Raw genomic sequence first — 25,793 nt, forward strand, 5'->3', positions numbered from 1 at the left:
GCGCCGCGGTCAGTCGCGGTGGGCCCGCTCGGCCTTGGCCAGGTCGACCGCCTCCACTTTGCCCTCGGCCTTGCCGCGGGCGCGCATCGCGTCCTGCACGGTCGAGTCGTCGGCGGCCTCGGTCGCCGGGTGCGAGGAGCGGCGGATGTTGAGAATCGAGAGGAAGAAGGTGCCGAGCAGCGCCTGGAAGCTCATCATCAGGGCGGTGGCCGAGGGCACCACGAGCCGCAGCGACTCGCGCGGGTCGAGCTCGCCGAAGCTGCGCACCTGCCAGTGGACCAGCGAGGCCACCAGGCCGGCGAGGCCCAGCACGGCGAGCACGCCGGAGATCACCAGGCCGCGTTCCAGCGACCAGGACTTCAGGAAGCTTCCTACCCGCGCGGTCTGTGGCAGGAAACCCTCGGCGACGCCGTAGGCCTTGGTGAGCAGCGCGAACAGCACCGCCTGGAATCCGATCACCAGCATCGCCGACGCGCCGACCAGCGTGTCGACGTCGAACGCGATCCTGCCGACCTCCACCGGGCCGAAGGACAGTGCGATCCCCGCGCCCAGCCCGAGCGTCATAAGAACGAGGCCGGGGATCAGGAACAGCCACCGCGGGCTGTAGAGCAGGAGGAAGCGCAGATGGCGCCAGCCGTCCCGCCAGGTGTTGAGGTGCGGGGGCCGCGACCGGCCGTCCACCGCCAGCGTGGTGGGCACCTCGGTGATCTTGTAGCCGAACAGCGTGAACTTGACCACGAGCTCGCTGGCGAACTCCATGCCGCTGGACTGCAGCCCGAGCGACAGCGCCACGTCGCGGCGGAAGCCGCGCAGACCGCAGTGGAAGTCACCGATCTTGCTCTTGAAGAAGAGCCGGCCGACGTAGCTGAGCACCGGGTTGCCGAGGTAGCGGTGCAGCGGGGGCATGGCGCCGGGGGCGATGCCGCCCTTGAACCGGTTGCCCATGACCAGGTCGGCGCCCTTGCGCAGCTCGTCGACGAACGGCCGCAGCGAGGTGAAGTCGTAGCTGTCGTCGGCGTCACCCATGATCACGTACTTGCCGCGGGCGGCGCGGATGCCGCCCATCAGCGCGTTGCCGTATCCCTTGCGGTCGACATGGACGACGCGCGCCCCGGCCGCCTCGGCCAGCGCCTGGCTGCCGTCGGTGCTGCCGTTGTCGGCGACGACGACCTCACCGTCGATACCGTTCTCCTTGAGGCACCCGACCGCCTTGCGCACGCAAGTCTCCACGGTCTCGGCCTCATTGAGACACGGCATCACTACGGTCAGTTCCATGTCGACTCCTTGTTGTCCCCTCGGATACGGGATCTGGGGATTTCGACTAATCTTGGCACGGCGAGCGGACGGCTCAGGGGCAAGAGGCTACCCGTATCACCTGTTCTGGCCCGCGCTATACCGCGAGTAACGACGATTCACGCCATCTTGTTGTCAAGCCGCAACTCGAAGACGAGCGCGGTCCGGTGTGCGGACGACAGGCTGAGTAACATGCTACGGGCTTTCCGGGGGAGGTATTGGCGTCTTGACGTATGCCGCTGATGCCGACACGCACGCCTCGGGTGCGACGGACCTGCTCGACACGCCCGACCAGGACGGCGATCTCGTCGTCGACTCCCCCGCGACCGGCGAACCCGCCGACACCGCCGATACCGGCGAACCCGGCGACCCGCCGCGCCGGCGGCGGTTCCCGGCGGCGTGGGCGCGGGCCAGGCCGTTCCTCGCCGCGCACTGGCCGTTCTTGATCATCTTGACCGCCGGGCTGTCACTGCGCGTGATCACGATGCTGGGCTACCGCTGGGCGATGTGGTTCAACGACGCGTTCCAGTACGTGCAGACCGCGATCGAGAACGAGCCCCACATCGTCCGGCCCAACGGCTACGTCTTCTTCCTGCAGGCCCTGGAGCCCTTCCACTCGTTCGCCCTGATCACGACGGTGCAGCACCTGATGGGGCTGGGCATCGCGATCATGATCTACGCGCTGCTGCGGCGGCGCCTGGGCGCCGCCCGGTGGGTCGCCACGCTCGCCGCCGCCCCGGTCGTGCTGGACGCCTACCAGATCCAGCTCGAACACATGATCCTTTCGGACGTGCCGTTCACCTTCATGATGACGGGCCTGGTGACGCTGGTCCTGTGGTGGCGGGACATCACCGCGGTCCGCGGCGCCGCGCTGGGCGCGCTGCTGGCCCTCACCGTGCTGACCCGGTCGGTGGGCCTCGCGCTGCTCATGGTCGTTCTGGTCTATCTGGTGATCCGCCGGGTCCGCTGGACGGCGCTGGCGGCGACCGTGATCGCCTGCGCGCTGCCGCTCATGGGCTACGCCACCTGGTTCAAGGCCGAGCACGGCAAGTTCGGGCTGAGCAACAGCAGCGGCCCGTTCCTGTACGCGCGGGTGATGAAGTTCGCGGACTGCCACCAGATCAAGAACCTGCCGGTCGAGGAGATGCCGCTCTGCACGCAGGTCCCGGCCGCCGATCGGCCCTCCTCGCAGTTCTACGTGTGGGGCGAGGCCTCGCCATTGCTGCGCCTTCCGGGCCACATCTTCAACAATGACAAAAGCGCTGAGGCGGGACGGTTCGCGCGCCGGGCGATTCTCACCCAACCCGACGACTATCTGCAGGCAGTGGCCTATGACGTCGCACGGGTCTTCTTTTGGAACCGAACGGTTTTCCCTGACCGATTCACCTACGAGCTGTACCAGTTCCGAACGACCGCCGACCCGGTGCCGAACTGGGCCGAGCCGTTCACCAACGCCTATGAGCACGGCGCGGCCGACACGCGCGTGATCGAGCCGTTCGCCGGGGTCATGCGCTTCTACCAGAAGCACTTCTTCCTGCGCGGCACGCTGCTGGGCGCCGTCCTGCTGGTCGCCGCGGCGGGCCTGGTCCGGCGGCGTGACTGGTTCGGCCGGGCGCTGCTGCCGCTCGGCGCGGTGGCCGGGCTGCTGGTCACCCCCGCCGCCAGCGCCGAGTTCGACTACCGGTACGTCGTGCCCGCGATCCCGATGGCCTGCCTGGCCGCCGCGCTCGCCTGGCTTCCCGACCGGGACCGCGCCCGAGACAGAAGCCGAGCCCGAGCCCGCGGCCGAAGCCGTGAACGTGACACCGACCGCGACAGTGACCGTGATGCCCGGCGTGAGCCGGCGGTGAGCTGAGGCGCCGCGATGCAGCCGTCCGAGCCGACGCCCGTCCAGGACCCGCCGCTCCGGCACCCGCCGGCGCAGCCGCCGCGGATCCCGCTGACCACGCGGTTGCGGGTCTCGGTGCGGGCACGGCTGTCGATGACCGGCCGGGCGACGCTGACGCGCATGGCGACGGCGCTCGAACCGCCGCTCGGACCGCGGCTGCGGGCCGTGTCCCGGCGGCACCCGGTCTTCACGGTCCTGCTGGCCTGCGCGGCGCTGCTCCGCGTCATCACGATGATCGGCTATCAGCCGGCCTTGTTCTTCAACGACAGCTACGACTACATCCACGTGGCGATGCAGCCCTACCCGCATCCGCTGCGGCCCGACGGTTACGCCCTCCTGCTGCTGGTCGTGCGGCCGTTCCACAGCTTCGCGCTGGTCACCGCCATACAGCACCTCATGGGTCTCGCCATGGGCGTCATGATCTACGCGCTGGCGCGGCGGCGGTTCCGGCTGCCCGGCTGGGGCGCGGCGCTGGCCGCCGCTCCGGTGCTGCTCGACGCGTACCAGCTCCAGCTCGAACACCTGATCCTCTCCGACACGACGTTCACCTTCCTGGCCGTCAGCGCGGTGTGCCTGCTGCTCTGGCACGACCGGCTCACCTGGCGGCTGTCCACGGCGCTCGGCCTGCTGGCCGGGTTCTCCTGGCTGACCCGCTCGGTCGGCCTGCTGGTGCTGCTCGGCGTGCTCGCGTTCATGGTGGTCAGACGGGTCGACCGGCGCATGGTCATGGTCATGCTGGCCGCCGCGCTGCTGCCGGTCGTGGCCTACATGGGCTGGTACAAGGCCGACCACGGCAAGTTCGCGATGACCGAGAGCAACGGGATCTTCCTGTACGCGCGGGTCTACAAGTTCGCCGACTGCCACCAGATCAAGAACCTGCCGGTCGAGGAGATGCCGCTCTGCACCGAGCTGGTCAACCGGCTGCCCACCTCCCAGGACGGCATCTGGAACGCGGGCTCGCCGCTGGCGCGCTACACCGGCAAGAAGTTCAGCCCCGAGACCAACGCCACCGCCAACGACTTCTCCAAGCGGGTGATCATGGCGCAGCCCGGCGACTACGCCCGGGTCGTGGCCAAGGACTTCCTGCGGGTCTTCGCGTGGGAACGCACGGTCTTCCCCGACCGCGCGACTTACCAGCAGTACGAGTTCGGCACCAAGACCAGCGATCTGCCCAAGTGGATGCAGAGCAGCGGCACGGTGGACCAGGCGGTCCGCTACGAGGGCGGCCCCGTCCGCCCGCGCGCCGTGGAGCCGTTCGCCGGGTTCCTCCGCGTCTACCAGGACGTCTTCTACCTGCGCGGGACCATGGTCGGCGTGCTCCTGCTCATCGGGCTCGCCGGCATCGGCGCGATGTGGCGGCGTCTGGGCGGGGCCGCCCTGCTGCCCTGGTCGCTGGCCACCGGGCTGCTGCTGGCGCCCGCCGCGACGGCCGAGTTCGACTACCGCTACGTGCTGCCCGCCGTCCCCCTGGCCTGCCTGGCCGCGGCGATCGCGTGCTCGCCGGAGTTCCGCGACCGGCTGCGCGTCCCGCGCCGTCCGCGCCGGCCGGCTCCGGTGCTCGCCCCGGACGATTCCCAGCCGGACGGCAGGGTGCTGGTCCCGTGATCAGGCGACTCCCGCCGGCTCGTCTGGCGGGTCACCGGCCGTTCCTCGTCGTGCTGGGCATCGGGGCGGCACTGCGCATGATCACGATGGCGGGCTACCCGCCCGCCCTGTGGTTCAACGACAGCTTCGACTACGTCCGGATCGCCCTCGACCCGTTCCCGCACCCGATCCGGCCGGCCGGTTACGGGATCTTCCTCTGGCTGCTCAGGCCGTTCCACAGCCTCACGCTGGTGATGGCCCTGCAGCACCTCATGGGCCTCGGGATCGGCGTGATGATCTATGTGCTGCTGCGGCGGTACGGGCTGCCCGGGTGGGGCGCGACACTGGCCGCCGCGCCGGTGCTGCTCGACGCGTACCAGATCCAGCTGGAACAGCTCGCGCTCTCGGACACGGTGTTCGCCTTCCTGATCATCAGTGCGATCGCCGTGCTGGTGTGGCCGCGCGGGGGGCGGGCGCCGTCGCTCCGCTGGTGCGCTTTGGCCGGGTTCCTGCTGTCACTGGCGACGCTGACCCGCACGATCGGGCTGCCACTGCTGATCCTGGCGCTGGGCGCGCTGATCCTGTGGCGGGCGGGCTGGAAGCGGGTCGGCGCGGTGGCGGTCGCCGGGGTGGTGCCGATCGTGGCGTACGCGATGTGGTTCCACGCCGTGAACGGGCAGTACGCGCTGACGCGGACCGACGGTGTCTTCCTGTGGGGCCGGACGGCGGCGTTCGCCGAGTGCACGAAGATCAAGCCGCCACCGGAGCTGGCCTCGTTCTGCCCGCAGGGGGAGCCGCGCGAGCGGCGTGCCTCCTCCAGCCAGGTCTGGGCCCAGGGTTCGCCGACCGGGTTCCGGTACGGCGCGGTCTTCGACCCGGAGACGAACGACCGGGCGCAGAGGTTCGCGCTGGAAGCGATCAAGGCGCAGCCGCTCGACTACGTGCGGACCGTGGCCTACGACGTGTTCGTGCGGACGTTCTTCCTCAGCCGCGACCCGTACCCCTCGCAGTACGTGGCCGACCTCTACAAGTTCCCCGAGAAGCCCTTGCCGATGCAGGGCTGGCCCGTCTACGGGGGCGGCGATCCGGCGTCGGTCTCGGCCGCGTACGAGAACGGGGCGGCCGTGACGCGCGTGACCGACCCGTTCGCCTCGTTCATGCGCGGCTACCAGAAGGTGGCCTACCTGCCTGGGATCGTGCTGGGCGGCGTCCTGCTGCTGCCCGCCGTGGCCTGGTGGCGCCGCCGCCGCTCGCGGAACGAGACCGGGACGGGGACGGGGACGGGCCGCGTGCTGCTGCCCTGGACGGCGGCGGCCGCACTGCTCGCCGTGCCGCCCGTCACCGTCGACTTCGACTACCGGTACGTGCTCGTCGCGGTGCCGTTGGCATGCCTCGCCGCCGGGCTGGCCTTCGTTCGGACCAGTCCGGCCACCGCGGAGCCGCCGGACGCCCCGCTACCAGGCGTGCAGACGGCGCAGCCGGAACACCAGTTCTAGATCGTCACGGCGGTGCGCCAGCGGGACCTGCGACCGCTTGCCCCAGGGCGCGGAGAGCGCCTTGACGTTCTGGCTCTCGCAGTTGGGGCACACATGATCGGTCCAGGGCGTCGTACAGCGGTGGCCGTCGTGTTCGTAGACCACCGCCTCCCCACCGTGCCCGTCCGCGGTGTGCCGGGCCTCGAACTGCTCCTCCCACGTGGTGAAGCAGCACAGGCACTCGTAGACCCAGCTTTCGTGGCTCGACCATGCGTCCCGCAAGGCCCCCACCTCCTCGGTGAATGCCACATCGCTCTTCCTCCAGTGTCATCCCCCTGACCAGGCGACACAACCCGGGGGGTCAGGGTTTCCTGGCGGCCACCACGGCGTCGTAGACCACGCGTTTGGGCACGCCGTTCTCCTTGGCCACGTCCCCGATGGCCTGCTTGCGCGGCGTCCCGGCGGTCTCCCGCGCGGCGACCTCCGCGGCGAGGTCGGCCGGATCGGACAGCCCCTCAGGCTCCGGGGCGCCGCCGACCACCAGCGTGATCTCCCCCTTGACGCCCTCGTCCGCCCAGGTGGCGAGCTCGCCGAGCGTGCCCCGCCGTACCTCCTCGTAGGTCTTGGTCAGCTCACGGCAGACGGCGGCCGGACGGCCCGGGCCGAACGCCCCGGCCATCGCGGTCAGCGTCGCGGCGAGCCGGTGCGGCGCCTCGAAGAAGACCATGGTGCGCGGCTCGGCGGCCAGCGCGGCCAGCCGGCGGCTCCGGTCGCCCGGCTTGCGCGGCGGGAAGCCCTCGAAGCAGAACCGGTCGGTGGGCAGCCCCGAGACGATCAGCGCGGTGGTCACCGCGGACGGGCCCGGCAGGACCGAGACCGGCACGCCCTCGGCCACGGCGGCCACGACGAGGCGGTAGCCGGGATCGGACACGCCCGGCAGCCCCGCGTCCGTGATCACCAGCACGTCCCGGCCGGCCAGCAGCTCGCCGAGCAGTTCGGCGGCCCGGGCCCGCTCGTTCTGGTCGTAGTAGGAGACCACCCGGGCCCGCACCTCGATGCCGAGGTCGGCGGCCAGCCGCCGCAGCCGCCGGGTGTCCTCCGCCGCGATGATCTGCGCCTCGGCCAGCGCGGCGCGCAGCCGCGCCGAGGCGTCGTCGGGACGGCCGATCGGTGCCCCTCCGAGCAGCAGGGTCCCGGTTCCGTCGTCTCTCGCGTCGCCTGTCACCACTCCATTCTCCCGCCGGCCGGGCCCGCCCGTGGCAGGTGACCCGACACGTGCCGCGGGCGCCCCTACGATGGCGGGATGGCGATGACGGATTACGCGCCGGCGGACACGCTCGACGAGCGGCCGCGGGAACGCCGGACCGGCTCCCTGCGCGAGTGGCTCGCCCCACCGATCCCGGGCAGCGTCCTGATCGGCTGGCTGGGGCCGCTGCTGGTGACCGCGTTCGCCGGGTTCCTGCGGTTCGACCGGCTGGCCAGCCCGCACGCGGTGGTCTTCGACGAGACCTACTACGCCAAGGACGCGCTGGCCCTGCTGAAGTTCGGCTGGGAGCACAGCACCGTCAAGGACGCCGACAAGCTGCTGCTCGCCGACCAGAACGCGAACATCTGGGCCGACGGACCCGCGTTCGTGGCCCATCCGCCCGCGGGCAAGTGGATGATCGCCCTCGGCGAGTGGATGTTCGGCGCGACGCCGTTCGGCTGGCGGTTCCTGCCCGCGCTCGCCGGCACGCTGTCGGTGCTGGTCCTGTGCCGGGTGGCGCGCCGGATGACCGGCTCGACGCTGCTGGGCTGTGCGGCGGGGCTGCTGCTGGCGCTGGACGGGCTGATGTTCGTGACCAGCCGGGCCGCGCTGCTCGACATCTTCGTGATGTTCTGGGTCCTGGCCGCCTTCGCCTGCCTGGTCGCCGACCGGGACGTGTCACGCCGCCGGCTGGCGGAGGCCGTCGAACGCTCCGCCGACTCGCCCGCCGGGTCGCTCGGGCCGCTCGGCCCGTTCCTCGCGCACTGGTGGCGGATTCCCGCGGGGCTCTGCCTCGGCATGGCGCTCGCGACCAAGTGGACCGGCATCTACTACATCGCCGCGTTCGGGATCATGGTCGTGCTGTGGGACTACGGCGCCCGCCGTGCCGCCGGCGTCGAACGGCCGTTCAGCGGGGCGCTGGCCCTGGAGTCGGGACCGGCGTTCGTCCAGCTGGTCGTGGTCGCCGCGATCACCTATCTGGCCTCATGGTGGGGCTGGATCTTCCGGCCGGGCGGCTGGGGACGCGGCGACGTCGCGGGCTTCGCGCCGTGGCGGCTGGTCGAGGCGATGCCCGACCTGTGGAAGTACCACCGCGAGATGTGGAAGTTCCATACCGGCCTGGACGCCAAGCATCCCTACCAGTCGTGGCCATGGGACTGGCCGATCCTGCATCGCCCGGTGGCGTTCTTCTACAGCGAGCCCAAGGGGCAGTGCGGCGCCGCCAAGTGCTCGCGCGAGATCCTCGGCATCGGCACACCGATCCTGTGGTGGGGCGCGCTGATCGCGCTCGTCATCTGCGTGGGCCTGTGGGCGGTGCTGCGCGACTGGCGTGCCGGGGCCATCCTGCTGGGCGTCCTGGCGGGCTGGCTGCCGTGGTTCGTGCCGGCGTTCTCCGAGCGGACGATGTTCCTCTTCTACGCCACGCCGATGATCCCGTTCATGGTGCTGGCGGTGGTCCTGGTGCTCGGCCATCTCATCGGTCCCGCCAGGGAGCCGTCGCCGAGGTTCACGCCGGACTCCGTCGCGGGCGCCGGTACCGACGCCGGTACCGGCGCCGGTACCGGCACCGCGGTCGGGACGCGCCGCATCGTGGGCGCCACGGCCGCCGGCGCCTTCGTGCTGCTCGTCCTGGTCAACTTCGCCTACTTCTATCCGATCCTGGCGGCGAAGGTGATCACGTACGACCAGTGGAAGGACCGGATCTGGTTCAACTCCTGGATCTGACCGTGGCTCACGCCGCCTCCGCCGTCACGGCGTGTACGGGACGGTGGGCGTCGGCGGGACGCAGGGCTCGCGCGCCCAGGAGGCAGACCAGCAGAGCGAGGACTCCCCCGGCCCCGGCACCGGCGAACGCACCCGGGACTCCGGCCAGATCCTGGCCGACACCCGACACCGCCGAGCCGAGCGAGCTGCCCGCGCCGACCGCGGCGACCACCCAGGCGAAGGCCTCGGTGACCGTGCCGGTCGGCGCCAGCCGGTCCACGAGGGAGAAGCTGCACGCCAGTACGGGCGCGAGGAAGATCCCGCTGACGAACGCGAGGATCGTCATGACGGGCAGGCCGGGCGCCCACGTCAACGGCAGGTAGCCCGCGGCGAGGGCGGCGAGCAGCCAGGGCAGGTGGCGGTGCGCCTCGCCCCGCCAGGGCCGCACGCCGTACACCAGGCCGCCCGCGAGCGCCCCGCCGGACATGGCGGCCAGCAGCAGTCCCGAGGCCAGGTCGTTGTCCAGCCGTTCGGCGTACGCGACCACGGCGACCGCGTACACGCCCAGCGCCACGCCCGCGAAGGTGAGCGAGAGCAGCAGCACCCGCAGACCGGGTGAGCGCAGCGGTCCCGCCCAGTCGGCGGCCCGCGGCTCGCCGCGCCATTCGCGGGAAGGGCGCGACGTCGTGATGACCAGCGTCCCGGCGATCCCGATCGCGCCGGTGAGCACGAGCGCGGTCTCGGTGGACTGCGCGGCGGCGACGACGACCAGCAGCGGCCCGATCGTGAAGAGGATCTCCTGTGCGGCCGCGTCCAGCGCGTACGCGGCCTGTACCTGGGCTGGGCCGGGCAGCACCGCGGGCCAGAGCGCCCGCAGGCCCGCCTCCAGCGGCGGGGTGGCGAAACCGGCGAGGACCACCGCCCCGACCGCCACCGGCAGCGGATCGGCGCCGACCACGGCCAGCAGGGTGAATCCGGCCGCCGACACCACGGCGGACGCCAGCAGGACACGTGGCTGGCCGAGCCTGTCCATGGTGCGGCCGAGGACGGGCTGGCCGGCCGCCGTGGCGAGGCCGAGCACCGCACCGAGGGCCCCGGCGAGCGGGTAGCCGCCGCCTTCGGCCCGTACGTGCAGCACCACCGCCAGCATGCCCATGCCGTTGGGCAGGCGTCCCAGCAGGGTGCCGCCGAGCAGGCGGCCCGCGTGGGGCAGCCGCAGGAATTCGCCGTAGGCGCGCATCCGCTCTCCGAAGTCATACGTATTACTTGGCCCATCATACGTACCACTAAGGGGGCCGCTCCCTCTACCCTGATTTCCGTGTCGGCTACCGGACGCCCTACGAGCAGGGACGTTGCGCACGAGGCCGGGGTCTCGCAGTCCACGGTGTCCCTGGTGCTCGGCGGGAAGTCGGCGGGACGCGTCTCCCCCGCCACCGCCCAGGCCGTCCGGGACGCCGCCGAACGGCTCGGCTACCGGCCCAACCTGGCGGCGCGCACCCTGCGCCTCGGCTCCACCCGGACCGTGCTGCTGATCGTGCCGACGCTGACCGCCCCGTTCTTCGGCGACGTCTATCGCGGGGCCGCGCGGGTCGCCGCCGAGCACGGCTTCGGCATCGTGGCCTACCCGTGGCCCGACGACGCGGGTCCCGCCGACAGCCCGTTCGCCGCGCCACACGAGGCGATCGACGGCATCCTCGCCTCCTCGCTGGCCGCCGACGTGGCGAGCGAGTTCCGCGACACGCCCGTCGTGATGCTCGACAGCGACCCGGAGGGCCACGGCTCGGCAGCCCGTCCGATGCCCGCGGTGCTCTTCGACGTCGCCGACGGCATGCGAGCCGTCACGGCGCACCTGGCGGACCTCGGCCACCGCCGGATCGGGCACGTCGCGGCGTCGATCGACCAGTGGACGTTCCACGCCCGCGGCGAGGCGCTCGCCACGGCCGTCAGGGCTCTGCCGGGCGGCTCCTACACCCGGACGAGCGGCGCACTCGACGTGGGCTCGGCCCGCGACGCGGCGGGGCTGCTCCTCGACCGCCCGGACCGCCCGACGGCACTGGTCTGCGACGACGACCTCATCGCCGCCGGCGCCTACAAGGCCGCTCGCGCACGCGGTCTGGACGTTCCGGGGGACGTGTCGGTCACGGGTTTCGACGACGTCCAGCTGGCCACCGCGCTGGAGCCGGAGCTGACCACCGTACGGCTGCCCGCCGAGGCCCTCGGCGCCGAGGGCATGACCGCGCTGCTCACCCTCCTCAAAGGCGGCGACCCGCGCCCCCGGTCCCTGCCCGGCGAGCTGATCATCCGTGCCTCGACGGCCCCGCCCGCCCGGGGCTCCGGTTAGGCGGCGTCCGCTCGGGCTAGATAGATGCCATGGCTGACATCCCCTCGGAGGTCGATCCGGCCGCGCACGCCCGCGACCGGACCGGCGCGCGGCCACCGCGCACCCGCGCCTGGCGGGACGGGAAGGTCGTGGCGGAGGGCTTTCCGGTCACCGAGGTCAGCGACTACCTCCGCAAGCCCGGCCACGTCGTCTGGCTCGACCTGTGCGCGCCGGACCACAAGGACCTGCTGGCCGTCGCCGGCGAACTCGGCCTGGACCCGGTCGCCGTCGAGGACGCGGTCTCCCGGCACGAACGGACCAAGCTCGACCGGTACGACGACTACGCGTTCCTCAACGTCTACTCCCCCGAGTGCTCCGCCGAGGGAAAGATCGTCCTGCACGAGGTGTCGGCGTTCGTCACCGACGCGGCCCTCGTCACGGTCCGGCAGGACAGCGGCTTCGACGTCGACGGGCTCGTCCGGCGCTGGGACGACACCCCCGAGGTCGAACGGCCCGAGCTGGCCCGGTACGGCGTGCCCTACCTGCTCTACAACCTCCTCGACATGGTCGTGGACGCCCAGCTGGACACCGCCGAGCTGCTCGACGGCGAGGCCGACGAGCTCGGCGAACTGGTCTTCGACGACAGCCATCCGGTCCGCGACGTCCAGCGGCGCAGCTTCGACCTGCGCCGCAACCTGGTGTCGCTGCGCCGAGTCGCGCTGCCGATGCGCGAGCTCGTCAACACCCTGCTGCGTCGGGACCTGGAGATCGTCGCCGCCCCGCTCGTCCCGTACTACCAGGACGTCTACGACCACACGATGCGGGTCGCCGAGTTCACCGACAGCCTGCGCGAGATGGTCGCCAACCTGCTCGACACGCGGATCTCGCTGCAGGGCAACCGGCTCAACGAGGTGATGAAGAAGGTCACCAGCTGGGCGGCCATCATCGCGGTCCCGACGGCGGTGACCGGCTTCTACGGGCAGAACGTGCCGTACCCGGGCTCCGGCACGCACTGGGGGTTCGTGACGAGCACCACCGTCATGATCATCTGTAGCGTGACGCTCTACTTCGTCTTCAAGCTCCGCGACTGGCTGTGACCCGGCCACGGCGACCCGATCGCCGCGGCCGGATCACGGGCCGGATCACAGGCCGCGCAGGAACCTGGCGGCGATGGGGGCCGCCGCCTCGGCGCCGGTGCCGCCGTCCTCCACGATGACGGCGAACGCGACGTCCCCCCGGTAACCGATGAACCACGCGTGGGTGGGCGGCTCGGCGCCGGAGCCGAACTCGGCGGTCCCGGTCTTGCCGGCCGTCCCGGCGGGGAAGCTGACGTTCGCCGCCGTGCCCTCCTTGACCACGGCGGGCATCAGCGTGCGCAGGGCGCGCCGCACGCCCGGCTCCAGCGCGTGCGGCTGCTCGGGTTTGCGCCCGGCCGCGTCCAGCGCCTGCGGCGCCAGCGCGGTGTCGACCAGGCGCGGCGACCGCCACGTGCCGGCGGCCGCGGCCGCCGCGACGCTCGCCATGTTGAGCGGGCTGGTCAGCACCTCGCCCTGCCCGAACGAGGCGGACGCGAACGCCGTGTCGTCCTTGGCCTGCGGGAACGAGGCCCGCACGGCGGGCAGCCCGGCGATGATCGGCTTGTTGAAGCCGAACTGCTCGGCCACCTGCGCCAGCCGCTTCTGCCCGAGATCGTCGACCGCGAGACGCGCGAACGTGGTGTTGCACGAGTGCGCGAAGGCGTCGCGGAACGAGACCGTGCCGAAGTCCTCGTGCTTGTAGTTCTTGAACTGGCGGCCCCCGACGTTGGTCGTCGCCGGGCACGGCACGCGGCTCTGGGCGTCCAGCCCGTCGGCCACCAGCGCGGCGGCGGTGACGACCTTGAACGTGGAGCCCGGCGGGTAGCGGCCCATCAGCGCCCGGTTGTAGCCGCCCGGCTTGTTGGCCACCGCGAGGATCTCGCCGGTGGAGGGGCGCAGGGCGACCAGCGAGGCGGGCTTGCCCACGTCGGCGAGCGCGTCGCCCGCGGCCTTCTGCACCTTGGGGTCGAGCGTCGTGCGCACCGGCTGCCCGTCCTTGCCCCCGAACCGCTGCAGCGTCTTCACGGCCTTGCCGTCGGCCCCGACGATCTGCACGGCCACGGCGGGCGTCCCGGCCAGCCGCCGCTCGTACTGCCGCTGGAGCCCGTCGGCGCCCACCGGATCGCCCTTGCGGTACGGGGCGCCCAGCTTCTTGGCGGCGTCGGCGGTGGCCGGTGCCACCGGCCCGGCGAGCTGCTGGACCGAGCCCGACGAGGAATGCTCCAGGCTGCTGCCGTCGGCGGCCGTGATCCCGGCCCGGGTGGGCCAGGCGCGGGAGGCCTTGAGCCGCTGTCCCTCCTTGAGGGTCGGATAGATGACCTGCGGCGACCAGGCCACCCGCCACTCGCCGTCCCGCTTGGTGAATCCGAGCATCCCGACGTACGACCAGTCGCGGTTTCCGGCGAGGGTCAGCGTGGCCTTGTAGGAGCCGCCCGCCTCGTCCCCCTTCGGCTCTCCGATCGAGCTCGGCTCGTACCTCTGCCGCACGACCCCGAGGTCGTCGCGCAACTGCGCGAAACGCCTGTCGAAGTCGGCCGGCGGGTCGGCGGTCAGGCCGCGCATCGTGGCGACGTCACCGCGTTCCCAGGCGGCGAGAAAGTCCTTCGCGGTGTCCCCCGGTCCGTCATCGCCTCTCAGGAGCCACCAGGCGGCTCCTCCTCCCAGCAGCACGGCGAAGGCCGCCACCACTGCGATGACCACACGCGATCGGCGCATGCACTCCCCCCTCATGACTCAACGTCGCACAGGACACCATCTGACCAGCCAAAAGTCCAAGATGCGTATCGATTTCGGTGAGATATGAAGATTGATATAGTTCCTGGTCGTGAATCTGGTCGGGCATCTGAACTGCTTCGTCGTGGTCGCCGAAGAACTCCACTTCGGCCGGGCGGCGGAGCGGCTCGGCATGGCCCAGCCCCCGCTCAGCCAGCGCATCCAGCGGCTGGAGAAGGAACTGGGCGTGCGGCTGTTCGACCGGTCCAGCCGCCGGGTGGAGCTCACCGCGGCCGGCCGGCTCCTGCTGGACGAGGCGCGTGAGATCCTCACCCGCGTGGAACGTGTGCACTCCCTCGCCGAACGGGCCCGGCTCGGCGAGATCGGCACGGTGCGCGCGGGTCTCCCGCCGGACCTGGGCGGCGCCGTGGTGGCCGCGTTGATCGCCGCGTTCCGCGAGCGGTGCCCCGACCTGCGCCTGGACCTGCGCGAGATCGGCACGGCCGAGCAGGTGCGCGCCCTCACCGAGGGCGCGCTCGACGTCGGCGTGGTCCGGCACCCGTGCGACGCCCGCGATCTCGGGCTCGGCCCGATGCTGAGCCAGCAGGTCGGCGTGCTGGTGCCCGCGGGCGGCCGGCTCGCGGCCGCCGCCGAACTCCATCTCGCCGATCTCACGGGCCGTGAGCTGGTCGTCCCGCCGCGCGACGAGGCGCCCGGGAGCTACGACGAACTCCTCGCGGGGTGCCGCCGGAACGGCTACGATCCGCCGGTGGTCCACGAGGCGAGACACCCGCAGTTCGCGCTGGGCCTCGTGCTCGCGGGCACCGCCGTGGGGCTCTCGGCGCGTACGGAGGACACCGCCGGCGTCACCTGGCGGCCGCTCATCGGCGCGCCGCTGGCCTGGCGGACGTCCTGCGCCTGGCGGTCCGGCACCGGCGACGAGCACGGCATCAGGGAGTTCGCCGCCGTCGCCACCGCCGTGCTGAGGCGCGAGGCGGGCATGGCGCCGCTCGCGCCCGCCCCGGCGCGCCGCGTCGTGCCCCGGCCCGCGTCGGGGTTCCTGGCATGACGTCCGCCCAGCACCGCTCCGGCCGCCTGCCGGAGGCGACGGAGCGGATCGAGGCGGCGTTCCGGAGCGCGGGGGTCACCGGCTTCCTGCACGCCGCCGACCTCGACACCGGCCGCGAGATCGGCGTGCGGGCCGACGAGCCGGTCGTGCTGGCCTCGGTCTTCAAGGTGCCGCTGCTCGTGACGTTCCACCGCCGGGCGGCGGCCGGGCTCCTCGATCCGCGCGAGCCGGTCACCCTGCGCCCCGAGGACCGCGGCGACGGCCCCACCGGCATCTCGGTGCTGCTGGACGAGGTGCGGATGTCCCTGCGCGATCTGGCCTGCCTCATGATCACGGTGAGCGACAACACCGCGGCCGACACGATCATGGATCGGGTCGGCGTGGCCACGGTCAACGCCGCCGTCGCCGACCTCGGCCTCGTCCGCACGCACATCGCCGGCAACGGCACCGACCTGTTCGAGTCGATGCTCCAGGACGGCGGCGTGGAGAGCCTCGGCGAGCTGTGGGGACTGCTCGACGAACCCGGCATGCTCGGCCGCCTGCGGGTCCTCGACCCGCTGACCACGAGCCACAGCACACCGCGCGAGATGGCCCGGCTGATGGGGCTCATCTGGCGGGACGAGGCCGCGCCGCCGGACGAGTGCGCGCAGATGAGGCGGCTGTTCGGGCTGCAGGTCTGGCCGCACCGGCTGTCGTCCGGCTTCCCGTACGACGACGTCCGGGTGAGCGGCAAGACCGGCACGCTGCCCACCATCCGCAACGAGATCGGCGTCGTGGAGTACCCGGACGGCGGGCGGTACGCGGTGGCCGTGTTCACCCGTTCCCTGCTGCCGATCGCGGTCCTGCCGCAGGCGGACGCGGTCATCGGCACCTCCGCCCGCCTGGCCGTCGAAGCACTCCGCCGCCCCGGCTGAAGAGCGAAAAACCGGTTCTCCGGCGGCGGCCCGGCTTCCTATGGTGTGGCGGGGAGGTCGTCATGGGACTGGACGCGTTCGTGCGCTGCCGCTGCTGGCAGGACGGGATCTTCAACGAGCCGCCGTTCTCGCGTGATCTCATCGCGGTCGACGCGGAGGGGTATCTCGGGCTGACCGTCCCCTACGAGGGGAACGAGGAACTCGACCGGGCCTTCTACCAGTGGATCGAAGGTGACGCCTGCCCGCACGCCGACATGGAGCTGGTGTCGGTACGGGTGTCCAACTGGGGCGGCTACCGGATCTTCCAGGAGGCCCTCCGCAGCGCGGGCTGCGAGCACTTCCCGGTGCTGTGCGCCGAGCTGCCCGACGGCAACGGGGGTTCGCTGCCGCCGGACCTGGCCCGCACGGCCCTGGCCGAGCTGGACTTCTTCCGCCACCGCGCCGAGCTGGGCGAGGAGACCCGGCTCGTCGACGAGGAGAGCGGCAAGACGCTCGCCACCTATGTCGCGGGTTATGAGGGCGTCTTCACGTGGGACGGATCCACCCGGCACCAGGCTGGAGTCGACCCCCGGGGCTTCTTCGTCCGCGGGCTGGAGGAGCCGCATGAGGAGGAGTTCCGGTCGCTGCGGTTCACCCAGGAGCAGGTCGGGGAACGGCGCGTGCGGTTCAGCGACGGCGAGCGGACCGTGACGCTCACGCTGTCCGGTCCCGTCCGCGCTGACTCCGAGGGCCGGTATCCGCGGCGCCTCCAGGTCGTCAGCGCACCCGTGACCGCCGCGGACTTCGCCTACATCCTGGAGCCCCTCGAAGCGGTCTTCCGGGCCTCGATCGAGACCGGCAACCCCGTTCAGTGGTGCTGACGCCCCGTCCAGGCGTCCCGTCCTGGGGCCCTCGGTATCGTGTGGGCGCTTGGAGGGGGTTCATACATGTCTGATCGCGTGCTGGCCGGCCGGTACCGCCTCGTCGCGCGGCTGGGCAGCGGCGGCATGGGCACGGTGTGGGCCGCCGTGGACGAGGTGCTCCGGCGGGACGTGGCGGTCAAGGAGGTCCGGCTGCCCGAGGGGCTCGCCCCGGCCGACCGCGAGCTCATCGCCGAGCGGGCCCGGCGGGAGGCGCGGGCGGCCGCGCTGATCGACCACCCCAACGTGATCACAGTCCACGACGTGGTGGTCGAGGACCGGCGGCCGTGGATCGTCATGGAGCTGGTCCGGGGCGTCTCGCTGGACCGGCTGGTCCGCGAGGGCGGGCCGCGGCCGCCGGCGGCGGTGGCCCAGATCGGGCTGCGGCTGCTGGACGCGCTGGAGGCGGCGCACGCGCGCGGCGTGCTGCACCGGGACGTCAAGCCGAGCAACGTGCTGCTCGCCGGCGACCGGGTGGTGCTCACCGACTTCGGCATCGCCGACCTGGAGACCGGCTCGGACCTGACCAGGACGGGGACGCTGGTCGGCTCGCCCGGCTACATCGCGCCCGAACGGCTGCGGGAGGAGGCGGCCGGGCCGGGGTCGGACCTGTGGTCGCTGGGGGCGACGTTGTACGCGGCGGTCGAGGGCCGTGCGCCGTTCGAACGCGAGACGCCGATGGCCGTGCTGGGGGCCGTCCTCACCGAGGAGCCGAGGCCGCCGCAGCGGTCAGGCTCGCTGGCGCCGTTGCTCTGGTACCTGCTCAACAAGGACCCGGCGGCGCGGTTGTCGGTCGAGGAGACCCGGCAGGTGCTGCGGAACGTGGCGGAAGGGCGGCCTTCCGGCCTGCGCGATCCAGCGCCTGCGGCTCCGTTGGCCGCCTCGCCCGTGGGGCCGTCCAGGAGCCGGGGCAAGACGGGCTTCGTCCTGGCGGGGGCAGGCGCCGCTCTTGTCGCGGTGGTCGCGACGACGGCGGTCGCGTTCTCCTTGAACAACGACGACGACGGCGGCAGTGGCGGCGGCGCGGCCGTCCAGCCGACCAGGTCCGCCACGCCCACAGCCGCGCCCACAGCGACGCCCACGGAGAAGTCCGCGCCGACCGCCGCCAAGCTGGACCTGTGCGCGCTGCTGACGCCCGAGCAGCTTGGGCGGTTGCTGCCGAACGGCAAGCCCCAGCGTCAACAGGAGAAGGGCGTGCTGGGCTGTGCGTGGGGCGTGCAGCGCCGTGGCCTCTCCATCGAGTCGAATCCCCGTTACGAGAAAGACCTCAAGCCGGAGACGCCGGCGGAGGCGCATCTGCAGTTCATCAGCAGCAAGCGGCACGACGAGAAGCCCTCGACACATGTGTGGGGCTGGCCCGAGTTCGGCTTCACCGGCGGACGTGGGCGGACGACCCCCGCGCAGGCGGTGCCAGGGCTCGGTGACGAGGCCTACTCGTTCGAGACCCGGGGCGTTGACAAGCCGATGGACAAGGCGACCGTCGTCTTCCGCCTCAAGACCAACGTCGTGGAGGTCGAATACGCCTACTTCCGGGGAGCGGGCGGCCCGGGTGACGCGCTCCAGGCCGCGCGGTGGGCAGCGCGGGCGCTGGCCGGGCGCGCATGAGCGGCGAGCGGGTGCTGGCCGGGCGTTATCGCCTGGTGCGGCGGCTGGGTCAGGGCGCCATGGGCGTGGTCTGGCAGGCCCGCGACGAGGCCCTCGGCCGGGACGTCGCGGTCAAGGAGCTCCTCCTGCCCCCGGGCCTCACCCCGGAGGGACGGGCGATGGCGGCCCAGCGGGCCATGCGCGAGGCGCGGGCGGCGGCCCTGCTCAGGCATCCGTCGATCGTCACGGTGCACGACGTCGTCGAGGAGGACGGGCGGCCGTGCATCGTCATGGACCTGCTGCCCGGCCGTTCGCTGGACGCCGTGCTCGCCGAGGACGGGCCGCTGCCGCCGGAGCGCGTCGCCGGGATCGGGCTGGACGTGCTGGCCGCGCTCAGGGCCGCCCACGAACGGGGGGTCCTGCACCGCGACGTCAAGCCCGCGAACATCTTCCTGCGGACCGACGGGCGCGCCGTCCTCACCGACTTCGGGATCGCGTCCCTGGCGGGCGACACCACGCTGACCGAGACGGGCGCGCTGATCGGCTCGCCCGCCTACATGGCCCCCGAACGGGTCCGGCACGAGCACGGCGGACCCGAGTCCGACCTGTGGTCGCTCGGCGTGACGATGTACGTGCTGGCCGAAGGACGCATGCCGTTCGACCGTGCGACCCTCATGGGCACGCTGAGCGCGGTGCTCACCGAGCCCGTCGAGCCGCCGCGCGAGGCCGGGCCGCTGGCGCCGGTACTGATGGCGCTGCTGGCCAAGGACCCGGCCGTCCGCCTCAACGCGCTCGGCACGGAGCAATGGCTCGGCGCGGTGATCGCGGGCCGGCCCCTGCCGCAGACCCAGCCCGTACCGCTTCCCCCAGGGCCGCCGGCCGCCGGCATGCGAAGCCGCCGCAGGGCACCGCTTGCCGTGGCCGCCGTCGCCGCCCTCGCGGCCATGGCCGTGGTGCTGGCGATCGTGCTGTGGCCGGACAGTCCGGACGGGAAGCCCCGGACGTCAGGCACAACTCGTTCGGGCGCGCCCGCTCGTTCGGGCGCGGCGGCGCCTCCGGCTAACGCCGCTCCGGCGAAGTTGCCCTCCGTCTGCACCCTCCTCAGCCCGGCGCAGGCGGAGCAACTGATCCCTGGCTTCACCGCCACTCCCGAAGCCTCGACCGGCCCGTCCACGCGGCGGCCCAGCAGGAGTTGTACGTGGAGGGCGTCGGCCGCCGGAGGGGCGGAGGTGGACGACGAGCTCAAGGCCCAGGTCGAGGGCGAGGCGCCCGGCGCCGCCGCCGGGGCCGCGCACACCCGGTTCGCCGAGACGCGGGACCTCTACGCGCCGCGCGACGGCAGTCCCGATCCCGGGCGGCCGTTCAACGACATCAACGATCTGGGCGACGAGGCGTTCGTCATGGTCGAACCCGCCACGACGCCCAAGTCCACGGTCGTCTTCCGCGTCGGGAGCCTCACCGTGACCGTCGGGTTCGAGTCCGGCCGGGCCGCTGAGCCCGGACGGGTACGCGACCAGGCGATCAAGGCGGCGCGCGGGCTGGCGGAGTCGATCAGGCGCTCGTCCTGACTCGGCGGGCGAAGCAGGAAGGGACCGGACGTGCCGGAGCAAGAACGGTCGCCGTGGAGCGACCCGGCGTACACCCCGCGGCCGCCCGTGGCGCCGGGGGCGCCCCCGCCGCGGCGCCGGTTCATGATCCCGGCGTTGCTGGCGGCCGTCGTGCTGCTGGGCGGCACCGGCATCGGCGTGGCGGTGCTCCTCACCGGAGACAAAGATCAACCCCGCACCGGCGCGGCCAAGCCGGGAACGCCCGTTCCCTCGGTCTCGATGCCGCCGACCACCATGCCCAGCTGGCCCGCCGAGATGGGCGGCGTGCAGCCCGACCCTCGGATGACCACGCCCACCGGCCCGGAGTTCACGCAGATCGAGAACGCCTGCGCGCTGTTCCCGGCACCGGCGCTGAGCCGTCTCGTGCCGGGCGCGACAGGACGGCCGGGCCGGGGCACCGAGGAGTGGACCTGCGCCTGGAAATCCGCCCGGAACACCGGCGACGACCGCAGGACCCGCCTCAACCGCGAGCTGACCGCGACGATCACGATCAAGCGGGCCTCGGGGCAGCGGTCCGCCACGTACAACGCCGCGAAGCAGATCGCGCAGGAACGCTGGTGGGCCAGGCATCCCGGCAGCGGCCCCGCCGGGGCCTGGCGGAGCGGACCGGTCCGTTACCAGGACCTCCCCGGTCTGGGCGATGAGGCGTTCGTCACGTACGCGGTGCAGGAGCTGGTCGGCGACAGCGGAGTCGGGACGGTCATGGCGCGGGTCCGCAACGCCGTCGTCGAGGTCACGTTCAAGGGCGGCAGCAACCGGCTCGACGAGTTCGGGGACGAGGTCTTCGCGGGGCAGCGGGCCATGCCGGAGGCCACGGCGCGAGGCGGCGCGCGGGAGCTCGCGGGAGCCGCCACGGCGGCGCTTCTCGCCTGTAACACCTGCACCACGTGACCCATTGGTCCCATTCGGCACACAGGCCACCCAGTCACCAAATGACGGAGTCCGCATCCCGTCCGTAACCGTAGGCTGTTATCCGTTTTGATTGCCTAAAAGGGAGAACGTGTGCGGCTTCCGGAGCATCTGGAGCTACTGCTCACCGACGAACCGGTCCTGGACGTCTACTCGTACGGCCCCTGGCGTGTTCCCGCCGGGCTGTTCGAGGAGATCGGCATGCGCATCGACGGCCTGGCGCGCGACCCGCGCGCGGCCGGACTGACGACCGACGAGCACAAGCTGCTGACGCTGCCCGCCTCCCTGGTGATCGCGGAGATCTTCGGCATGCTGGCGTTCCTGCCCGGCGGCGGGGCGATCAAGGCGGGGTCGTGGTCGCAGCTGCCCGAGCGGCTGCTGCGCGAGCACCTGGTCAACCCGAGCCCGCTCAGCACCCGGATGACCCGCTGGGACGCGCCCGGCGGCCGGTGGCGGCCCCCGGTCGACTGGCTGATCGAGGCGCCGGACCGGGGCCTGGCGATCGAGCTGGCCCGCGAGTGCCTGGACGTACTGGAGGGCATCGAGCCGCTGGAGCAGCGCCGCAAGGCCCTGATCAGGCTGTACGACGACCCGCCGGTGCACGATCTTCACCTTCCCAAGATGGAGATGCGCGAGATCTGGCACTGGCACGCCGACGACGAGATCCTCGCGGCGGTGCCCGAGCTCCTCGGCCCGGTGGGCTACCTGGAGTGGGTGTCCGCCGGGCTGCTCGCCGCGTACGAGCACCTGGCCGAGGTGGCGCCCCGCGACGAGACGGTCGAGACGCACCTGGTCCACCTGCTGTTGCAGGGCAGCATGGAGCACGTTCCGGCGGAGCTGACGCTCGCGTTCGGCGAGGAGCGCTACGCCGAGCTCCAGGAACGGTTCGCCGCCGAGAAGCGCGGCTTCAAGCCGGGCGCCTGGCAGGAGAAGACCCGCTCCTGGCTGGTCCGCGCCCTGGTCGCGGGTGCGGCCGACGCCTGCCGCGCCTGGCTGGACATGGCGATGCGCTTTGTGGCGACCGTGCAGGGTTTGCCGGGAGATCCGTGGTTCCCCAAGACCGAGTGGATCCCGGTCGGCCAGTTCCAGACCGACCTGCGCCGCCTGTACGCGCCGCGCCGCCGCGTCGTCAACCCGCTCACCGACACGCTCAAGGTCGAGGAGTCGGCGCGGAAGACCGTGCCCGCCGCCCGCCCCGAACTGGTCACCAAGCTGGTCGACCAGCCCGAGCTGACCGCCGTCCTGGCCGAACTCACCACGAGCGGCGCGGCGAAGGCGGCCGTGGCGGACGCGGCGGCGCCGGGCCGGACCCCCGTCCGGCTGCTGATCGTCGGTCCGGACGGCACCGGCAAGCGGGACGCGGCGCAGGAGCTCGGCAAGGCGCTCGCGCTGGGCCGGGACCCGCTGTGGCTCACCGGCAACCTGTTCGCCGGGCAGCGGCTGGCCGACGCCGTGGCGCGGTTGCAGGCCGACGCCCGGGACTGCGCCGGCGAGCGGCTACTGATCATCGAGGGCCTGGACGAGATCATCACCGATCCGGGCAACGGCGAGCCCCTGGCCGAGGAGCTGCACCGGCTGCTGGCCGTGCACGAGGAACTGAACGTCGTGGCGCTGTGCGACTCCACCGGCGACGAGCGGATCGGCGAGGTCAACCCGGTGCTGCCCCAGCGTTTCCGGGTGGCCCGGACCCGTCCGTTCACCGCCGAGGGGCACGCCGAGCTGTTCCGGCGCGCCCTGCGGGAACGCGGCGCCCGCGGCACGCGGCAGGCCGTGGCCGCCGCCGGTGAGCTGCTCGTCGCGACCCCGCCCGTGCAGACCCTCCGGAACGCCCGGCTCGCGCCCCACCTGGCCGACCTCGTGGTGCGCGAGGCCGCGTCCCGCCCGGCCACCGGCCCGAAGAGCTCCGCCGGAAACGGCGAGCTCGTCATCGGCAAGGCCGACATCCCGCGCGTCCTGCACCTGTCGGGCGGCGCGGACGACCCGCGGGCCGAGCTGCGCGAGCTGCCCGGCCTGGAGTCGGTCAAGCACGAGCTCGGCCTGGTGGTGGCCACCGCCCGCGCCACCCAGCTGCGCCGCGACTCCGGGCTGAAGGTCAGCACGCCGACGCGGCACATGGTCTTCACCGGCAATCCCGGCACGGGCAAGACCATGGTGGCCCGGCTGGTCGGCCAGATCTTCAAGCGGCTCGGGGTGCTGTCGTCCGGTCACCTCGTCGAGGCGTCGCGCGCGCACCTGGTCGGCGAGTACATCGGCCAGACCGCGCCCCGGACCCGCCGCCTGGTGGAACGGGCGCTCGGCGGCGTGCTCTTCATCGACGAGGCGTACACGCTGACCCAGTCGCCGCTGAAGGGCGACTACGGCCACGAGGCCATCGCCGAGCTGGTCAAGCTGATGGAGGACCACCGCGACGACCTGATCGTGATCGTCGCCGGCTACGAGCAGCAGATGGCCGAGTTCCTGGCCGCCAACCCGGGCCTGGACTCGCGGTTCCCCAAGCAGCTGCACTTCCCCGACTACAGCGACGACGAGCTGGTCGCCGTCTTCGAACGGCTCGCGGCGGCGGACGGCTTCCGGCTCGACCCCGGGACCACCGAGCTGCTGCGCTCGGTGTTGTCGCGCCTTCCGCGCGGCCCCTCGTTCGGCAACGGCCGGTTGATGCGCAACCTGCTCGACCTGGCCGTGGCCAACCAGGCGCAGCGCCTCGCCACGATCCGGCGCAAGCCCAGCAAGCGCGGGCTGGTGACGCTCACGCCCGACGACCTTCCGCCCGTGTGGGAGGAGCCGGCGGAGCTCATCGGCCTGTACCTGTAGGGGTCCGCGGGCGAGACTTGCCCCATGGGCGACGACGCGGAGACGCGACGGCTGCTGGCCGCGCTGCGCGGGATCGCCGAGCAGGAGACCGCGCGGCTCCGCGACGGCACGCTGCCCTGGACGTGGTGGCTCGAACGTGCCGCGCGATACGGGCGGTACGGGTTCACCAACACCCTGCTGATCTCCGCGCAGTGGCGTGCCGCGACCGACGTCCGCTCGTACGAGGCGTGGCGCGCCGCCGGGCGGCAGGTCCGCAAGGGCGAGGCCGCGATCCGTCTCATCACGCCGGACGGCAGGGTCGGCGCGGTGTTCGACGTGGCCCAGACCGACGGGCTTCCCCTTCAGGACCGGCCGCCCGCCGACGGCCGGGAACACCTTCACCGCGTCGCCGCCCGGCTCGGGTACCAGCGCGACGAGGACCTCGCCGTGCTGGCCCATCAGCTGGCCCATGTGCTCCGGCGCGGCGACCGTCCCGATCCGCCCGGCCTGGCGGGGTGCCACGGCCTTCGCCGGGTGGAGGCCGACTCCGTGGCGTACCTCGTTCTCGCGGGTCTGGGGCTGGAGCCGCCGCGCCTGTCGTTCCCGCCGGTCGCCGGTTGGGCCGGGCCCGAGCTCGGGGACCGCGTCCTGCGCCTGAGCCGCCGCCTCCGGCACCACGACCGTTCGGCCGAGGTCATGCGCGCGGCGCACCGCTTCTTCCGTGCCTGTTTGGATGGTTCGTGGGTGCCGGATTACCTGGTGGAACGAGGGTTCAGCCGGGCCGTGCAAAGGCGCTGGCAGATCGGGTACGCGCCGCGGGACGGGCAGGCCCTTGCCGCGCGCCTGCGTTCCCTGGGGCACTCTGACGAGGAACTCGTGTCGGCCGGACTGGCCCGCCGTAGCCGTTCCGGTGCCCTCTACGACACGTTCCGGGATCGCGCCATGTTCGCCCTCCGCACCCCGGAGGGAGCGGTCACGGGCTTCATCGGCCGTCTCCCGGACGGCGCGGAGGGACCGAAGTACCTCAACGGCCCGGACACCGAGCACTTCCACAAGAACGAGTCGCTCTACGGCCTGCACGAGACCCGCGATCGCCTGGCCCGGGGCGCCCGTCCCGTCCTCGTCGAAGGGCCGCTCGACGCGATCGCCGTCAACGTCGCCGCCGCCCGTACTCACGCCGCCGTCGCGACCTGCGGCGCCTCCGTCACCGCCGCCCAGCTCGGCTCTCTCTCCCAGATCGCCGATCTTGACCTCGCCGGGCTGGTCGTCGCGCTGGACGACGACGAGGCCGGGCGGTCGGGCAGCCTCCGCGCATGGCACACGCTGACCGACGACGCCCGGGTCCGCGGCCCTATCGGCGTGGTGTCGTTCGGGTCCGGGCAGGACGCCGCGGGACTTCTGCGATCTCACGGACGAGCCGCCGTACGTGCGGCCCTCCGTACCGAGAAGGAGCTCAGCCATCTCGTTCTGGACGCCGCCATAGAACGATCCGGGGGCGCCCTGAGCACCCACGAGCAGCGCCTGACAGCCGTTCGTGCCGCCGTTCGCGTGATAGCGAGCACCGCAGCCGCGCCGGTCGGCGGCGCCGCCGCCGCGATGCCGGACGTCGCCCGCGAGGTGGCCCACGTGGCGGCTCGCACCGGCGTCCGGCACGGCACGGTGACCGAGATCCTGGCCGAGACCGTCAGCCCCCGCGGGGACGACGGCGCCGACGTTCGGTGA

General features: G+C 72.5%; 19 protein-coding genes. 14 read left to right on the forward strand and 5 right to left on the reverse strand.

From position 1 onward, the window contains the following. Window positions 1-9: 9 nt before the first annotated feature. Window positions 10-1,275, reverse strand: a complete 1,266-nt coding sequence (locus tag ABD333_RS21905; protein ID WP_344543613.1) for a glycosyltransferase family 2 protein — start codon at window positions 1,273-1,275, stop codon at window positions 10-12. 244 nt (window positions 1,276-1,519) lie between these two features. Between ABD333_RS21905 and ABD333_RS21910 the strand changes: the two genes are divergently transcribed. Genes ABD333_RS21910 through ABD333_RS21920 form a run of 3 tightly spaced genes read left to right on the forward strand, consistent with a single transcriptional unit; the run spans window position 1,520 to window position 6,261 of the window. Beyond that, window positions 1,520-3,148: a hypothetical protein gene (locus ABD333_RS21910; RefSeq protein WP_344543614.1), complete on the forward strand. Its 1,629-nt coding sequence runs from the start codon at window positions 1,520-1,522 to the stop codon at window positions 3,146-3,148. A 9-nt stretch (window positions 3,149-3,157) separates the two neighbouring features. After that, window positions 3,158-4,786, forward strand: coding sequence for a hypothetical protein (locus tag ABD333_RS21915; RefSeq protein WP_344543616.1), 1,629 nt, complete (start codon window positions 3,158-3,160; stop codon window positions 4,784-4,786). Beyond that, a complete protein-coding gene (locus ABD333_RS21920) occupies window positions 4,783-6,261 on the forward strand; it encodes a phospholipid carrier-dependent glycosyltransferase (protein WP_344543617.1) in 1,479 nt (492 codons plus the stop codon). The genes ABD333_RS21915 and ABD333_RS21920 overlap by 4 nt, the downstream gene beginning before the upstream one ends. Here ABD333_RS21920 and ABD333_RS21925 read toward each other — a convergent pair. Further along, entirely contained in the window at window positions 6,220-6,549 is a 330-nt protein-coding gene (locus ABD333_RS21925) for a hypothetical protein (RefSeq protein WP_344543619.1), read from the reverse strand. The two genes, ABD333_RS21920 and ABD333_RS21925, sit on opposite strands and share 42 nt — an antisense overlap. Before the next feature lie 52 nt (window positions 6,550-6,601). Further along, entirely contained in the window at window positions 6,602-7,468 is an 867-nt protein-coding gene (rsmI, locus tag ABD333_RS21930; RefSeq protein ID WP_410556516.1) for a 16S rRNA (cytidine(1402)-2'-O)-methyltransferase, read from the reverse strand. A 75-nt stretch (window positions 7,469-7,543) separates the two neighbouring features. Between rsmI and ABD333_RS21935 the strand changes: the two genes are divergently transcribed. Continuing rightward, entirely contained in the window at window positions 7,544-9,211 is a 1,668-nt protein-coding gene (locus tag ABD333_RS21935; protein ID WP_344543622.1) for a dolichyl-phosphate-mannose--protein mannosyltransferase, read from the forward strand. Window positions 9,212-9,218: 7 nt separating this feature from the next. On the opposite strand, the gene ABD333_RS21940 is transcribed toward ABD333_RS21935, so the two are convergent. Then, window positions 9,219-10,430, reverse strand: a complete 1,212-nt coding sequence (locus ABD333_RS21940) for an MFS transporter (RefSeq protein WP_344543623.1) — start codon at window positions 10,428-10,430, stop codon at window positions 9,219-9,221. A 78-nt stretch (window positions 10,431-10,508) separates the two neighbouring features. Here ABD333_RS21940 and ABD333_RS21945 point away from each other — a divergent pair, with 78 nt between their 5' ends. Together ABD333_RS21945 and ABD333_RS21950 are read left to right on the forward strand one after the other, a co-directional pair. Then, entirely contained in the window at window positions 10,509-11,531 is a 1,023-nt protein-coding gene (locus ABD333_RS21945) for a LacI family DNA-binding transcriptional regulator (protein ID WP_344543625.1), read from the forward strand. A 29-nt stretch (window positions 11,532-11,560) separates the two neighbouring features. Further along, window positions 11,561-12,607: a magnesium transporter CorA family protein gene (locus ABD333_RS21950; protein WP_344543626.1), complete on the forward strand. Its 1,047-nt coding sequence runs from the start codon at window positions 11,561-11,563 to the stop codon at window positions 12,605-12,607. Window positions 12,608-12,652: 45 nt separating this feature from the next. Here ABD333_RS21950 and ABD333_RS21955 read toward each other — a convergent pair whose 3' ends face one another. Next, the gene (locus ABD333_RS21955; RefSeq protein ID WP_344543628.1) at window positions 12,653-14,302 is read right to left on the reverse strand and encodes a penicillin-binding transpeptidase domain-containing protein; all 1,650 of its coding nucleotides are present in this window, start codon (window positions 14,300-14,302) and stop codon (window positions 12,653-12,655) included. A 109-nt stretch (window positions 14,303-14,411) separates the two neighbouring features. Between ABD333_RS21955 and ABD333_RS21960 the strand changes: the two genes are divergently transcribed. The 8 genes from ABD333_RS21960 to ABD333_RS21995 all read left to right on the forward strand — a co-directional run bounded on the left by ABD333_RS21960 (window position 14,412) and on the right by ABD333_RS21995 (window position 25,793). Then, complete coding sequence (locus tag ABD333_RS21960) at window positions 14,412-15,368, forward strand: LysR family transcriptional regulator (RefSeq protein WP_344543630.1); 957 nt, start codon at window positions 14,412-14,414, stop codon at window positions 15,366-15,368. Next, window positions 15,365-16,282 (forward strand): serine hydrolase, encoded by a 918-nt coding sequence (locus ABD333_RS21965; RefSeq protein WP_344543631.1) that lies wholly within the window; start codon window positions 15,365-15,367, stop codon window positions 16,280-16,282. Before ABD333_RS21960 ends, ABD333_RS21965 begins: the two co-directional genes overlap by 4 nt. Before the next feature lie 62 nt (window positions 16,283-16,344). After that, the gene (locus ABD333_RS21970; RefSeq protein ID WP_344543633.1) at window positions 16,345-17,142 is read left to right on the forward strand and encodes a hypothetical protein; all 798 of its coding nucleotides are present in this window, start codon (window positions 16,345-16,347) and stop codon (window positions 17,140-17,142) included. 66 nt (window positions 17,143-17,208) lie between these two features. Further along, window positions 17,209-18,786: a serine/threonine-protein kinase gene (locus ABD333_RS21975; RefSeq protein ID WP_344543634.1), complete on the forward strand. Its 1,578-nt coding sequence runs from the start codon at window positions 17,209-17,211 to the stop codon at window positions 18,784-18,786. Next, window positions 18,783-20,333: a serine/threonine-protein kinase gene (locus tag ABD333_RS21980; RefSeq protein WP_344543636.1), complete on the forward strand. Its 1,551-nt coding sequence runs from the start codon at window positions 18,783-18,785 to the stop codon at window positions 20,331-20,333. Before ABD333_RS21975 ends, ABD333_RS21980 begins: the two co-directional genes overlap by 4 nt. A 30-nt stretch (window positions 20,334-20,363) precedes the next feature. After that, a complete protein-coding gene (locus tag ABD333_RS21985; RefSeq protein WP_344543638.1) occupies window positions 20,364-21,263 on the forward strand; it encodes a hypothetical protein in 900 nt (299 codons plus the stop codon). Window positions 21,264-21,374: 111 nt separating this feature from the next. Beyond that, window positions 21,375-24,092 (forward strand): AAA family ATPase, encoded by a 2,718-nt coding sequence (locus ABD333_RS21990; RefSeq protein WP_344543639.1) that lies wholly within the window; start codon window positions 21,375-21,377, stop codon window positions 24,090-24,092. 24 nt (window positions 24,093-24,116) lie between these two features. Continuing rightward, entirely contained in the window at window positions 24,117-25,793 is a 1,677-nt protein-coding gene (locus tag ABD333_RS21995; RefSeq protein WP_344543641.1) for a toprim domain-containing protein, read from the forward strand.

The sequence above is a fragment of the Actinomadura fulvescens genome (genome assembly GCF_039533225.1).
In the GTDB taxonomy this organism is placed as follows: domain Bacteria; phylum Actinomycetota; class Actinomycetes; order Streptosporangiales; family Streptosporangiaceae; genus Spirillospora; species Spirillospora fulvescens.